Below are 13,547 nucleotides of genomic sequence, written 5' to 3'. Positions count from 1 at the left end.
GTGGTTTGCGAAGCAAATCGGAGTGGGGGTCGAACACTTTGCTGCGGCGCAAGCTCTACTGCGCCAAGCAACCATCCGCTCACGACTTTTGCGGCATGGTGCGCTGATGATAGCGGGCGAAATTCGCCATCAAGTCCTTCAGGTTCTCGCCCTGTATGGAGATATGCCGGCGAAGCGTGTCGGCAGCCCCTTCGGCGTCGCCGGCCGTTACCGCCTTCTGAACCTCGCGATGCTCCTGCATCGATTGCCCGAGCCGCCCGCGCACGCGAAGCTGCAGCCGCCGGAAGGGCTGCAGGCGTTTGTGCAGGCGGGACGCCTGTTCGGCCAGGAAGGAATTGCCGCTGGCGTGATAGAGCACGTGATGGAAGCGTTCGTTCTCGCGGTAATATTCGTCCGCGTCGCCCCGTTCCATCGCGCTTTCGCACGCAAGCGCCGCCGCCTCCAGCCGTTCCAGTTCCTCCTCCGTGATGCGCCGCGCGGCAAGCCGCCCGCACATCGCCTCCAGTTCGGCCATCACGTCGAACATCTCCACAAGCTTGATGAAGCTCGGATAGCGCACGAAGACGCCGCGCCGGGGGATGGTCTCGACCAGGCCCGAAGCGGCGAGCGCATGCAGCGCCTCACGCACCGGCGTGCGCGACACGGAGAAGCGTGCCGCCAGCGTCACCTCGTCGAGGCGTTCGTCCTCGGCGAACTCGGCGGCCAGGATCGCCTGCTCGAGTTCCTCCCTGATCCTGTCCGCGCTTCTCAATGCCATAGCCAAGCGTAGAGCAGCTTCCTGCATTCAGCAATATGATTCTTGTATACAAGAACGTTGACTCCGCGTGCATGTCGGTTAGAGTGGCCCGGGTTCGGAGGAAAACCCAACGTCAAAGCGGCCCCCGGGCCGCAGGGAGGAAACAATGAAATCCTGTATCGCAATCATGGCCGCTGCCGTCGGCCTTTCATTCGCCTTGGCCGGCAATGCCGGCGCCGTCACGCTTAAGGCCTCGCACCAGTTTCCCGGCGGCAAGGGCGACCCGCGCGACGAGATGGTGCAGATCATCGCCAAGGAAGCCAAGGCCGCCAATGTGGACCTCGACATCCAGGTCTATCCGGGCGCCTCGCTGTTCAAGGCGAAGGACCAGTGGAACGCGCTGGTCAAGGGTCAGCTCGACATCTCGTCCTTCCCGCTCGACTACGCTTCCGGTCGGGTGCGCGAATTCGGCGCGACCCTTATGCCGGGTCTCGTCAGGAACCACGAGCGCGCAGCGCGCCTTAACGATTCCCCGTTCATGAAGGACATCAAGGCGAAGATCGAGGAATCGGGCGTCATCGTGCTGGCCGACGCGTGGCTCGCCGGCGCCGTCGGTTCCAAGGAAGGCTGCATCCGCAAGCCGGAAGACATGAAGGGCCTGAAGACCCGCTCCGCCGGCCCGACTTTCGCCGCCATGTGGCAGGCAGCCGGCGCCTCGATCGTCTCCATCGCCTCGAACGAGGTCTATAACGCCCTGCAGACCGGCGTCGCGGAAGCCACCGACACCAGCACGGCAAGCTTCGTCTCCTACCGCCTCTACGAGCAGCTCAAATGCATCACCGCTCCCGGCGACAACGCGCTCTGGTTCATGTACGAGCCGGTCCTTATGTCGAAGAAGAGCTTCGATCATCTGAACAAGAAGCAGCAGGACGTTCTGATGGCCGCCTCGAAGAAGGCGCAGGAATTCTTCGCCGGCGAAGCGCTCAAGATGGACGACAAGATGATCAAGGCGTTCAAGGACCACAATGTCGAGGTCGTCACCATGACGCCCGAGGAATACAACGCCTGGATCGACGTCGCCAAGAAGAGCTCCTACAAGCAGTTCGCCGAGGAAGTTCCGGACGGCCAGAAGCTGATCGACGAGGCGCTTGCCGTGAAGTGATGCGGAAGAGGCATGAGCCGGCGAGACCGGCTCGGCCCGCTTCTGATAGTAGACCGATAAAGCATCACTCTACCCCACTCGGTCCCGTTTCGCGGGCCACCTCTCCCCCACTTTCGTGGGGTAGAGGAAGGGAGCCAGAGGCATAGCGGCCGGCGCTTCCTCTCCCCCGTCGGCCGGGGGAGAGGTGGCCCGCGAAGCGGGACGGAGTGGGGGTCGACGCTCACACGTGAAAACCCTGCGCAAACCAGGCTGGAACCAATGGACAGATTCATCCGAACGGTCAGGCTGATCTCGACGCTCTCGGGCTTCGCCGCCGCAGCGCTCATTTCGGCCGGTGTCATCGTCGTATGCCAGATGGTCTTCGTGCGCTTCGTGCTCGGCTCCAACACGATCTGGCAGACCGATTTCACCACCTATTCGATCGTCGCCGCGACTTTCCTCGGCAGCCCCTACGTGTTGCTGACGCGCGGGCATGTCAATGTCGACATCCTGCCGCATTACATGGGCCACACCGGGAAATTCCGGCTGGCGATGTTCTCCGCGATCCTGTCCTTCTGCTTCTCGGTCGCGATGACCGTGTTCGCGTTCCTCTACTGGCTGGAGGCGTGGGACGGTAACTGGGTCTCCGATACGATGTGGCGCGCGCGCCTTTGGATCCCCTTCGCCGCCATGCCCTTCGGCTTCGCCCTTCTCACGCTTCAATACATCGTCGACCTCTACTGCCTCGCCACCGGGCGCGAGCCGCCCTTCCCGTCCGCCGGCAGTCACGAAGCCGATAAAGAAATCAATAAGGGGGGAGCGCCCGCATGAGCCCGGCAGTGGAAGGCGGCATCGTCCTCATCGTCACCCTTCTCATCCTGCTCTCCGGCGCGCCGGTGGCGTTCGGGCTCGGCGCCATCGCGATGGTGTTCATCGCCGTTTTCGAGGGCTTCGGCGCACTCAACGTCGCCGCCGAGACCTTCTATGGCGGCCTTAACGACTTCACCCTCGTCTCGATCCCGATGTTCGTGATGATGGGTGCGGCGATCGGCTCCTCGCCCGCCGGCCGTGACCTCTACGAGGCGCTCGACCGCTGGCTCTACCGGTTGCCCGGCGGGTTGGTGATCTCGAACCTCGGCGCCTGCGCGCTGTTTGCCGCGCTGACCGGCTCCTCGCCGGCGACCTGCGCCGCCATCGGCCGCATGGGCATCCCCGAGATGCGTCGGCGCGGCTATCCGGACGACGTCGCGACAGGCTCCATCTGCGCCGGCGGCACGCTCGGCATCCTGATCCCGCCTTCGATCACCTTCATCCTCTACGGCATCGCGACGGAAACCTCGATCGGACGGCTGTTCCTGGCCGGCGTCTTCCCCGGCCTGATGCTGACCGGCCTTTTCATCCTGTGGACGATCTTTCTCTTGTGGAAGCGTGGCTTCCACGCCTACGCGGCAGATTTCCGCTATTCCTGGAAACAGAAATTCGAAGCGATCCCGAAGGTGGCGCCGTTCCTGGCTATCGTCATCGGCGTCATGTACGTTCTCTATGGCGGTGTCGCCACGCCGTCGGAAGCGGCTGGCGTGGGTGCGGCGCTTTGCGTTCTGCTCGCGGTCGTCATCTACAGGATGTGGCGGCCGGAAAGCTGGTGGCAGATCCTGCGCGACACCACGCGCGAGAGCGTCATGATCCTGATGATCATCGCGGCGGCCGTGCTCTTCGGCTACATGCTGACCTCGCTCTACCTCACCCAGACGCTGGCTCAGGCGATCGCCGAGATGGAGGTCAACCGCTGGGTGCTGATGTTCATGATCAACATCTTCCTGCTCGTCTGCGGCTTCTTCATCCCGCCGGCGGCGGTGATCCTGATGACCGCGCCGATCCTGCTGCCGATCATCACGGCGGCGGGCTTCGACCCGATCTGGTTCGGCGTCATCATCACCATCAACATGGAGATCGGCCTGATCCACCCGCCGGTGGGTCTCAACATCTACATCGTCAACTCCATCGCGCCCGACGTGCCGCTGACACGGATCATCTGGGGAACGCTGCCCTTTGTCGCATGCATGATGCTGGAGATCGTCATACTCTGTATCTTCCCCGGCATCGCGACATGGCTTCCGACCTATTTGATGGGACCCGGCATATGAGCAGGACGAGCTTTCTGCAGGACCTTCTGGCGACGATCTTCGAGCGCACCGCTCCGCGGCTGGTCAGCGACGATCGCCGCTCGCTGGAAGAGCTTGCAGCGGCGCTGATCTCGGAACGGGGCGAGGCATCCGGCACCCGTCTCGCCGCCGCGATCCTCGACCGCTACGAGAAATCCCCGGCCGGGGAGAAGGCCGATTTCTTCCGGCTTCTGACCGAAGTGCACGACCTCGATGCCGGCGCGGTGGCCGAGGCGGCAGAAGCCTACAAGGCCTCGCCCGACGCAGCGACGCTTGCCCGCCTTGTCGAGGAGGCGGAGCCGCCACGCCAGGAGCTTTTAAGGCGGCTGAACCGCCTGCCCGGCGCCACCGGCCGGCTGGTCAAGATGCGCGAAGACCTGCTCGCGGTGCTGAAGGAGCATCCCGATTTCCGCCGCGCCGACCTCGATTTCCAGCACCTGTTCATGTCGTGGTTCAACCGGGGCTTCCTCGTACTGCGGCGTATCGACTGGACGACACCGGCGAATATCCTCGAAAAGATCATTGCCTACGAGGCCGTCCACGCCATCAACGACTGGGACGATCTGCGCCGCCGGCTGCAGCCCTCCGACAGGCGCTGCTTCGCCTTCTTCCATCCGGCCATGCCGGACGAACCACTGATCTTCGTGGAAGTGGCGCTGACCAGCGAACTGCCGGGCTCGATCCGCTCGCTGCTGTCGGAGGAGCGCACGGTGATCCCGGAGACGGAGGCGACCACGGCCGTCTTCTATTCCATCTCCAATTGCCAGCGCGGCCTCGACGGCATTTCCTTCGGCAATTTTCTTATCAAGCAGGTCGCAACCGACCTGATGCAGTCGCTTCCCAACCTGAAGAATTTCGTGACGCTGTCGCCGGTCCCGGGGCTTACGCGCTGGATGCGCGAGGAGGCGGAAGCGGATGATACGGACCCAGACCGCCGCATCCTGCTGACGCGGTTGACGGAGGCGAAATCCGCCAACAATCTCAGGAGCGACGACGCCATCCTCTCCGCGCTGACGGCCGAATATCTGGTCTGGGCGAAGCGCGGCGACGGCCTGCCGCGCGATCCCGTCGCACGCTTCCATTTCGGCAATGGCGCGAGCCTCGAGGCCATCCATCCGGGCGCCGACCCATCGCCGAGGGGCATTGCGCAATCCTGCGGCGTGATGGTCAACTACCGCTACGACCTCAAGACCGTGGAGACCAACCACGAGCTTTTCGCCCACAAGCGCGAGATCGTCACGACGCGGGCGATCCGGTCGCTCGCCGGCTCCCGCAAGGGGCAGAAAACTTCACGGAGAACCGAAAATGCCTAACGCGCTCTATGATGCGCTCTTCGCGCCCCATCAGGGCAGCGCCAGGCCTTTCCTCTATCTGCCCAACGGAACGGTCCTCACCTACGACGACTTCCTCAAGCTCACCGCGCAGATCGCCCACGTCCTTCAGGAACAGGGCGTCAAGCCTGGCGACCGCGTCGCGGTTCAGGTGAAGAAGAGCGCGAAGGCGCTCGCGCTTTACGCCGCCTGTATCCAGGCCGGGGCCATCTTCCTGCCACTCAACACCGCCTACACGCCGAATGAGGTCGAATATTTCGTCGGCAATGCCGAACCCAGCCTCCTCGTCTGCGACGGGGCCTCAAAAGAAGCGTTGGCGCCAATTGGCGAAAAGGCCGGCGCTCGCCTGCTGACGCTGAACGGCGACGGAACTGGCACGCTGGCGCATGAGGCGGCACGGCAGCCGGACCGTTTCGTCACCATTTCGCGGACCGGCGACGATCTGGCGGCCTTCCTCTACACGTCCGGTACTACAGGTCGCTCCAAGGGCGCGATGCTGACGCACGATAACCTCCTCTCCAATGCGAAATCGCTGGTCGAGGCGTGGCGCTTCACGGCCGACGACGTGCTCCTGCACGCGCTGCCGATCTTCCATACACACGGCCTCTTCGTCGCCGGAAACGTTATCCTGCTCGCCGGCGGCTCGATGATCTTCCTGCCCTCCTTCAAGACCGACGAAGTGATCGGCTGGCTGCCGAAGGCAACCTCTATGATGGGCGTGCCGACCTTCTATACGCGGCTGCTTGACGACCCGCGCTTCACCAAGGAACTCGCCTCGCATATGCGGCTCTTCACCTCCGGCAGCGCGCCCTTGCTCGCCGAGACGCATAACGCCTTCGAGGAACGCACCGGCCACCGCATCCTCGAACGCTACGGCATGACCGAGACCAACATGACCACGTCGAACCCCTATGACGGCGAGCGGCGGGCCGGTACGGTCGGCTTCCCGCTGCCCAACGTTGAAATCCGCGTGGTCGATCCGGAGACGAAGAAAGTACTGCCGCAAGGCGAAATCGGCGTGCTGGAAGTGCGCGGGCCGAACGTCTTCAAGGGCTATTGGCGGATGCCGGAAAAGACGAAGGAGGAGTTCCGCGAGGACGGCTTCTTCATCACCGGCGATGTGGTGACGATCGATCACGACGGCTATGTCCAGATCGTCGGCCGCGCCAAGGACCTGATCATCTCCGGCGGCTTCAACATCTACCCGAAGGAAGTCGAGCTTCTGCTCGACGAACAGGAAGGCGTGCTCGAATCGGCGGTGATCGGCCTGCCGCATCCCGACTTCGGCGAGGGCGTCGTCGGCGTCGTCGTACCGAAGAACGGCAGCACGATCGACGAGGAAAAGCTCCTCGCCGCGATCCACGACAAGATCGCCCGCTTCAAACAGCCGAAGCGCATCTTTTCCATCGACGAACTGCCGCGCAACACGATGGGCAAGGTGCAGAAGAACATCCTGCGCGACCGCTTCGTCGATATTTTCCAGACGAAATAGCGACTGCATCACGAGCATTTACCCCCACCCCTGTCCCCTCCCCACAAGGGGGAGGGAGACGCCGGCATCGCTTTCCGAGCCTAAATCACCAAGGACCGGCGCTACACGGCACCGACGCAAAGTCCCCTCCCCCTTGTGGGGAGGGGTTAGGGGTGGGGGTAACCTCATGCGCGATTGCCCCGCATGGAATCGTAAAACCTACTCCCGGACTTGATCTGCCGCTCTCGAACGGGCAGGAGACGGGGAGTGCTGTCCGAACAGGAGATTCCAATTGTCCGATATCAAGCGCATCGAGCCTGGCAAGCGCATGAGCCAGGCCGTGACCCATGGCGATACGATATGGCTCTCCGGCCAGGTCGGCACCTCCGGCGCCAGCGTTACCCAGCAGACCAAGGACGTTCTGGCCAAGATCGACCGACTGCTGGCCGAATGCGGCTCGTCGAAGTCCCGCATCGTGCAGGCCATCGTCTGGCTGGCCGACATGGGCGATTTCGAGGAGATGAACGCCGTCTACGACGCCTGGATCGATCCAGCCAACCCACCGGCGCGCGCCGCGGGCGAATCGGCGCTGGCGGCCCCCGGCTACAGGGTCGAGATCATCGTGACCGCCGTCAAATAAGGACCGGGATCTTGTCGGGGATCGTTCAGATCGGCGCGGCCGACATGGAAGGCCGCCTAAGCTGGGAGGGCATGGTCGAGGCGCTTCGCGAGGGCCATCTCGGCGCCGCGGCCAAGATGGACGATCTGTTCCTGACCAGCGGCAAGGACACGATGCTCAACCGCGCCGCATGGATTCCCGGCCTCGGCATCTGCCTGAAATCCGTCACCATCATGGAAGCCAACAGGGCGCGCGGCCTGCCTTCGGTCCAGGGCGCGCTCCTTCTCTTCGACGAGGAGACCGGCACGCCCGAGGCGATCATCGACAGCCATCTGGTGACCCGCTGGAAGACCGCCGCGGATTCCGGACTCGGCGCCAAATTCCTGGCCCTGCCGGATAGCAAAAAATTGCTGATCGTCGGCGCAGGAGAAGTCGCCTCTTCACTGGCCGAAGTCTACGCCGCGCTTTTTCCCGAAATGACGCGGATCGCGATCTGGAACCGCACGCGGGCGACGGCGGTCGCGCTGGTCGAGCGGCTGGTCCAGCAGGGTCTGCCCGCGCATGTCTGCGGCGACCTCGAGGTCGAGGCGGGTGAAGCGGATGTCATCGCCTGCGCGACCATGGCGCGGGAGCCGGTTCTGCACGGCGACTGGGTCAGGCCGGGTACCCATGTCGATCTGGTCGGCGCCTTCCGCCCTGACATGCGCGAAGCCGACAACGCGCTGATGCGAAAGGCGCGCATCTTCGTCGACAGCCGCGAGACCACGCTGCCGCATATCGGCGAGCTCATGACCCCGCTTTCCGAAGGCGTCATCACGCCCGACGACATCCGCGGCGATCTCTACGAACTGACCGCCGGCAAGGCCGGCCGCCGTAATGCCGAAGAGATCACCGTCTTCAAGAATGGCGGCGGCGCCCATCTCGACCTGATGACGGCAAGGGCCATCCTCAAGGCTTTTCAGGGCTAGAATCCTTTCGGGAGATCGCCGAATGAAGTTCGTCTTTTCCAGCGAGCAGCGCAGGCACGACCCGCACCATTTCCTGTCCTCCGGCGCGCAGAAGCCGAACCCGGAAGTGCCGGAGCGCGTGAACCGCCTTCTGGCTGGTGCGCGCGCCGCCGGCCTCGAGGAGATGGCGGCCGTCGATCATGGCCTGGCGCCCATCGCGGCCGTCCACACGCCCGAATATATCGACTTCCTCCAACGCATCTACGAGCGCTGGCAGCGCATTCCGGACGCCTCGGCCGAGGTGATCCCGAACATCCATCCCAACCGGCGCGATTTTCCGTATCCGGCGTCGGCCGTCGGGCAGGCCGGCTATCACATGGCCGATACGGCCTGCCCGATCTCCGCCGACACGTGGAACTCGGCCTATTGGAGCGCTCAGACCGCCGCAACCGCCACCGAACTCGTGCTCGGCGGAGAACGCGCCGTCTACGGCCTCAGCCGCCCACCCGGCCATCACGCCTTCGCCGACATGGCCGGCGGCTTCTGCTTCCTCAACAACAGTGCCATCGCCGCCCAGCATCTCAGGCAGGCGCATGACCACGTTGCCATCCTCGACGTCGATCTGCACCACGGCAACGGCACACAGGGTGTCTTCTACGCCCGCTCCGACGTGCTGACCGTCTCGATCCATGCCGACCCGATCCGCTTCTATCCCTTCTTCTGGGGGAACGCTTCAGAGCGCGGCGAGGGACCTGGCCTCGGCTACAATTTCAATCTCCCCCTGCCGCGCCACTCTGCCGACGAGCCGTTTCTGGAAGCGCTCGATGCAGGAATAGAGCGCATCCGCGCCTTCGCACCCGGCGCGATGGTGATCGCGCTCGGTCTGGATGCCTTCGAAGGCGATCCCTTCGGCGGGCTTTCGGTGACGACGGACGGCTTCGCCCGGATAGGCGAGCGTTGCGCAGGCCTCGGCCTGCCGACAGCCATCATCCAGGAAGGCGGCTATGTCTGCGACGCGCTCGCCGACAACCTGACCGCGTTCCTGACCGGCTTCGGCGCCAAGGCAGGCTGAGCCAGGGTGAAATGGGGTACCTCGCGCATAATCGGCTATAAGAGGATGCCCTTCTGATTCCCGCCGCAGGCCGTCTTGACCGCCGATCCCGCTCATATCCTGAAAACCGTTTACGGCTATGACGCCTTTCGCGGGCCTCAGGCGGGTATCATCGATCATGTGATGGCGGGTAACAACGCCTTCGTGCTGATGCCGACGGGCGGCGGCAAGTCGCTGTGCTACCAGATTCCGGCGATGTCGCGGCCCGGCATGGGCGTCGTCGTCTCGCCGCTGATCGCCCTGATGGCCGATCAGGTCGCCGCCCTGCGGCAGGCCGGCGTCAGGGCCGCCGCGCTGAATTCCGACCTGCCGAGCGACGAGCGCCGCGCCCTGTGGCGGGAAATATCCGCCGGCACGCTCGACCTTCTCTATGTCGCGCCGGAGACGCTGCTCAGGCCCGATACGCTGGAGTGGCTTGGCCGGGTACCGCTGTCGCTGATCGCCATCGACGAAGCGCATTGCCTGTCGCAATGGGGGCACGATTTCCGCCCTTCCTATCGCGGGCTCGACGTGCTGGTGACGCGGTTCCCCGATACGCCGCGTATGGCGCTGACGGCCACCGCCGATGCGCCGACCCGCACCGAGATCCTCGCGCATCTCGATATCGCTGAGACCGACGCCTTCATCGCCGGTTTCGACCGCCCCAACATCCGCTACGCCATCCGGGAGAAAGACAATACGCGGGCACAATTGAAGCGTTTCCTGAAAGAGCACGAGGGCGAGAGCGGCATTGTCTACTGCCTGTCGAAACGAAAGACGGAGGAGACGGCCGCCTGGCTTTGCGCACAAGGCTATGACGCGCTCGCCTACCACGGCGGCATGGACAAGGCGGCACGCGCCGCCAACCAGACGCGTTTCCAGCGCGACGAAGCCGTCGTCATGGTCGCCACCATCGCCTTCGGCATGGGCATCGACAAACCGGATGTCCGCTTCGTTGCCCATATCGATCTCCCGGGCAGCATAGAAGCCTATTATCAGGAGACCGGACGCGCCGGTCGCGATGGCCTGCCGGCCGACGCGTTGATGCTCTACGGCTATGAGGACATCGCGCTGCGCGGCCGCTTCATCGAGGATTCGGATGCGCCTGAACAGCGCAAGCGCATGGAACGGCAAAAGCTCGACGCACTTCTCGGGCTGGCCGAGACGGCGGGCTGCCGCCGTCAGGCGCTGCTCTCCTATTTCGGTGAGCGCTGCGAGCAGTGCGGCAATTGCGACACCTGCGCCGAACCGCCGAAACTGTTCGACGGAACGATCGCCGCGCAAAAGGCCCTCTCCTGTATCCATCGGACCGGCGAACGCTTCGGCCAGGCCTACATCGCCGATGTGCTTTTAGGGGCCGATGACAGGCGCATCGCGGAATTCGGGCATGACCGCATATCCACCTATGGCATCGGCAGGGAACATGACAAACGCACTTGGCGGGCGATCCTGCGCCAATTGATCGCCTTGCGGCTGGTCGCGGTCGACCTCGCCGGCCATGGCGGGCTGTCGATCTCCGAGGTGGGGCGCCGGTTCCTGCGCGAGAAGCCTACGCTCATGCTGCGCGTACCCTCGGCGCCGCGCGCAAGCAGAGAAAAAACCCCTCGCAACCGAAAATCGGCCGTACTGCCCGATACCGACCGTGTCCTGTTCGAGGCGCTGCGGGAAAAGCGCATGGAAATCGCCCGCACCCAGAACGTGCCGCCCTATGTGATTTTCCACGACCGGACGCTCATAGAACTCGCGGCAGCCCGTCCCACCTCACGGCGTGAAATGGCTTCTGTCCCGGGTGTCGGCGAGGCCAAGCTGGAACGCTACGGTCCCGCATTCCTGGCGGTGATCGCCCGCCAGGCGAACTGAAGCGAGCGACCGGGGGGACACATTGACCCATAAACAAAAACGCCCCGATCCGGAGATCGAGGCGTTTTTGTTGTTCCGATGTTGCCGCTGGATCTTGGTTGCGGGGGTAGGATTTGAACCTACGACCTTCAGGTTATGAGCCTGACGAGCTACCGGGCTGCTCCACCCCGCGTCACCAAGTGCGTAAGCCTGAGCTTACAAGAGGCGCTGTTCCTTCAAATGCAAAAGGCCGCTCGAGGCGGCCCTTGCCGCCGAAAGGCGGGCCATCGAAAAGAGAAGATTTCAAAACATGCGCTTGGCAGACCTGGCAGCGACCTACTCTCCCGCGTCTTGAGACGAAGTACCATCAGCGCTGGGGCGTTTCACGGCCGAGTTCGGAATGGGATCGGGTGCAGCCACCCCGCAATAACCACCAGGTCAGCAAAGGGCATGTTTTTCGAGAAACTGATTTTTGATTTCGGAGCGAAGCTCCGCAAGCGCGACTGCGCGTCGCCGGCCATCCGGCGCCCTCGCGGAGCATAGGCCGCCCGAAGGGCCGCTCATGCATGAGCGCGAGAAGATGGGCATTGGCAAATGAGAATGATCAAGCCAATCGAGCTATTAGTACCGGTAAGCTTCATGCGTTGCCGCACTTCCACACCCGGCCTATCAACGTGGTCGTCTACCACGACTCTCAGGGAACACTCGTTTCGAGGTGGGTTTCCCGCTTAGATGCCTTCAGCGGTTATCCCGTCCGGATTTAGCTACCCTGCTATGCGGCTGGCGCCACAACAGGTCCACCAGAGATCCGTCCATCCCGGTCCTCTCGTACTAGGGACAGATCCTCTCAATATTCCTACACCCACGGCAGATAGGGACCGAACTGTCTCACGACGTTCTGAACCCAACTCACGTACCGCTTTAAATGGCGAACAGCCATACCCTTGGGACCTGCTCCAGCCCCAGGATGCGATGAGTCGACATCGAGGTGCCAAACAACCCCGTCGATATGGACTCTTGGGGGTCATCAGCCTGTTATCCCCGGCGTACCTTTTATCCGTTGAGCGATGGCCCTTCCACGCGGGACCACCGGATCACTATGACCGTCTTTCGACTCTGCTCGACTTGTCAGTCTCGCAGTCAGGCAGGCTTATGCCATTGCACTCAGCGAACGATTTCCGACCGTTCTGAGCCTACCATCGCGCGCCTCCGTTACTCTTTAGGAGGCGACCGCCCCAGTCAAACTACCCACCATACACTGTCCCGGACCCGGATGACGGGCCGCGGTTAGACATCCATAACGATAAGGGTGGTATTTCAAGGGTGACTCCACCAAGGCTGGCGCCCTGGCTTCAAAGTCTACCACCTATCCTACACATGCCGATACGAATGCCAGTGTAAAGCTATAGTAAAGGTGCACGGGGTCTTTCCGTCTAACCGCAGGAACCCCGCATCTTCACGGGGAATTCAATTTCACTGAGTCTCTGCTGGAGACAGCGGGGAAGTCGTTACGCCATTCGTGCAGGTCGGAACTTACCCGACAAGGAATTTCGCTACCTTAGGACCGTTATAGTTACGGCCGCCGTTTACCGGGGCTTCGATTCAAAGCTTGCACCTCTCCTCTTAACCTTCCGGCACCGGGCAGGCGTCAGACCCTATACGTCGTCTTGCGACTTCGCAGAGCCCTGTGTTTTTGATAAACAGTCGCTACCCCCTGGTCTGTGCCACCCCCCTCCGGTTGCCCGAAGAAGGGTCACGCTTATCCCGAAGTTACGCGTGCAATTTGCCGAGTTCCTTCAGCAGAGTTCTCTCAAGCGCCTTGGTATTCTCTACCAGTCCACCTGTGTCGGTTTAGGGTACGGACTATAAGGAGGAGCTATTTCCAGGGACCGCTTCGCTGCCAGACCAATCCGATAAGGACTGACAACACACGCGATCCGTCACTACCTCCAGGCTCACGAATATTAACGTGATTCCCATCGACTACGCCTTTCGGCCTCGCCTTAGGGGCCGGCTAACCCTGCTCAGATTAACTTTAAGCAGGAACCCTTGGACTTACGGCGAGCGGGTCTCTCACCCGCTTTATCGTTACTCATGTCAGCATTCGCACTTCTGATACCTCCACCACCCCTCACGGGTATGGCTTCATCAGCTTACAGAACGCTCCGCTACCGCTCGCATTGCTGCGAACCCAAAGCTTCGGTGTATGGC

10 protein-coding genes, 1 tRNA gene and 2 rRNA genes (1 of these 13 running past the window's edge) are annotated in these 13,547 nt (G+C 62.9%); 9 read left to right on the top strand and 4 right to left on the bottom strand.

Features of this window, described 5'->3' with window-relative positions:
* Positions 1-79: 79 nt before the first annotated feature.
* Complete coding sequence (locus tag RBH77_RS08525; RefSeq protein ID WP_311032475.1) at positions 80-757, bottom strand: GntR family transcriptional regulator; 678 nt, start codon at positions 755-757, stop codon at positions 80-82.
* A 145-nt stretch (positions 758-902) separates the two neighbouring features.
* Here RBH77_RS08525 and dctP point away from each other — a divergent pair, with 145 nt between their 5' ends.
* The 9 genes from dctP to recQ all read left to right on the top strand — a co-directional run bounded on the left by dctP (position 903) and on the right by recQ (position 11,357).
* Positions 903-1,898 carry a TRAP transporter substrate-binding protein DctP gene (gene dctP / locus RBH77_RS08520; RefSeq protein ID WP_311031693.1) on the top strand — a complete coding sequence of 332 codons (996 nt, stop codon included), beginning with the start codon at positions 903-905 and terminating at the stop codon, positions 1,896-1,898.
* A gap of 258 nt (positions 1,899-2,156) precedes the next feature.
* Positions 2,157-2,708 (top strand): TRAP transporter small permease, encoded by a 552-nt coding sequence (locus RBH77_RS08515; protein WP_311031692.1) that lies wholly within the window; start codon positions 2,157-2,159, stop codon positions 2,706-2,708.
* Positions 2,705-4,021, top strand: a complete 1,317-nt coding sequence (locus RBH77_RS08510; RefSeq protein WP_311031691.1) for a TRAP transporter large permease — start codon at positions 2,705-2,707, stop codon at positions 4,019-4,021. Before RBH77_RS08515 ends, RBH77_RS08510 begins: the two co-directional genes overlap by 4 nt.
* A complete protein-coding gene (locus tag RBH77_RS08505; protein WP_311031690.1) occupies positions 4,018-5,352 on the top strand; it encodes a malonyl-CoA decarboxylase in 1,335 nt (444 codons plus the stop codon). The genes RBH77_RS08510 and RBH77_RS08505 overlap by 4 nt, the downstream gene beginning before the upstream one ends.
* Positions 5,345-6,862, top strand: coding sequence for a malonate--CoA ligase (locus RBH77_RS08500; protein ID WP_311031689.1), 1,518 nt, complete (start codon positions 5,345-5,347; stop codon positions 6,860-6,862). The genes RBH77_RS08505 and RBH77_RS08500 overlap by 8 nt, the downstream gene beginning before the upstream one ends.
* Before the next feature lie 307 nt (positions 6,863-7,169).
* Entirely contained in the window at positions 7,170-7,481 is a 312-nt protein-coding gene (locus RBH77_RS08495) for a RidA family protein (protein WP_311032474.1), read from the top strand.
* An 11-nt stretch (positions 7,482-7,492) separates the two neighbouring features.
* On the top strand, positions 7,493-8,428 hold the full coding sequence (locus tag RBH77_RS08490) for an ornithine cyclodeaminase family protein (RefSeq protein ID WP_311031688.1): 936 nt from the start codon (positions 7,493-7,495) through the stop codon (positions 8,426-8,428).
* Positions 8,429-8,450: 22 nt separating this feature from the next.
* Positions 8,451-9,479, top strand: coding sequence for a histone deacetylase family protein (locus RBH77_RS08485; RefSeq protein ID WP_311031687.1), 1,029 nt, complete (start codon positions 8,451-8,453; stop codon positions 9,477-9,479).
* A 75-nt stretch (positions 9,480-9,554) separates the two neighbouring features.
* On the top strand, positions 9,555-11,357 hold the full coding sequence (recQ, locus tag RBH77_RS08480; RefSeq protein ID WP_311031686.1) for a DNA helicase RecQ: 1,803 nt from the start codon (positions 9,555-9,557) through the stop codon (positions 11,355-11,357).
* A gap of 95 nt (positions 11,358-11,452) precedes the next feature.
* Here the strand turns inward: recQ and RBH77_RS08475 are convergent.
* The 3 genes from RBH77_RS08475 to RBH77_RS08465 all read right to left on the bottom strand — a co-directional run.
* Positions 11,453-11,529, bottom strand: a tRNA-Met gene (locus tag RBH77_RS08475).
* Positions 11,530-11,659: 130 nt separating this feature from the next.
* Positions 11,660-11,774 (bottom strand): 5S ribosomal RNA (rrf, locus tag RBH77_RS08470).
* Positions 11,775-11,936: 162 nt separating this feature from the next.
* Positions 11,937-13,547, bottom strand: a 23S ribosomal RNA gene (locus RBH77_RS08465); it runs 1,196 nt beyond the window's last position.

The organism is Mesorhizobium koreense, assembly GCF_031656215.1.
Classification (GTDB): domain Bacteria; phylum Pseudomonadota; class Alphaproteobacteria; order Rhizobiales; family Rhizobiaceae; genus Mesorhizobium_L; species Mesorhizobium_L koreense.
Note: the sequence above shows the minus strand (reverse complement) of the source record. Positions and strands in the feature narration are given on the sequence as shown.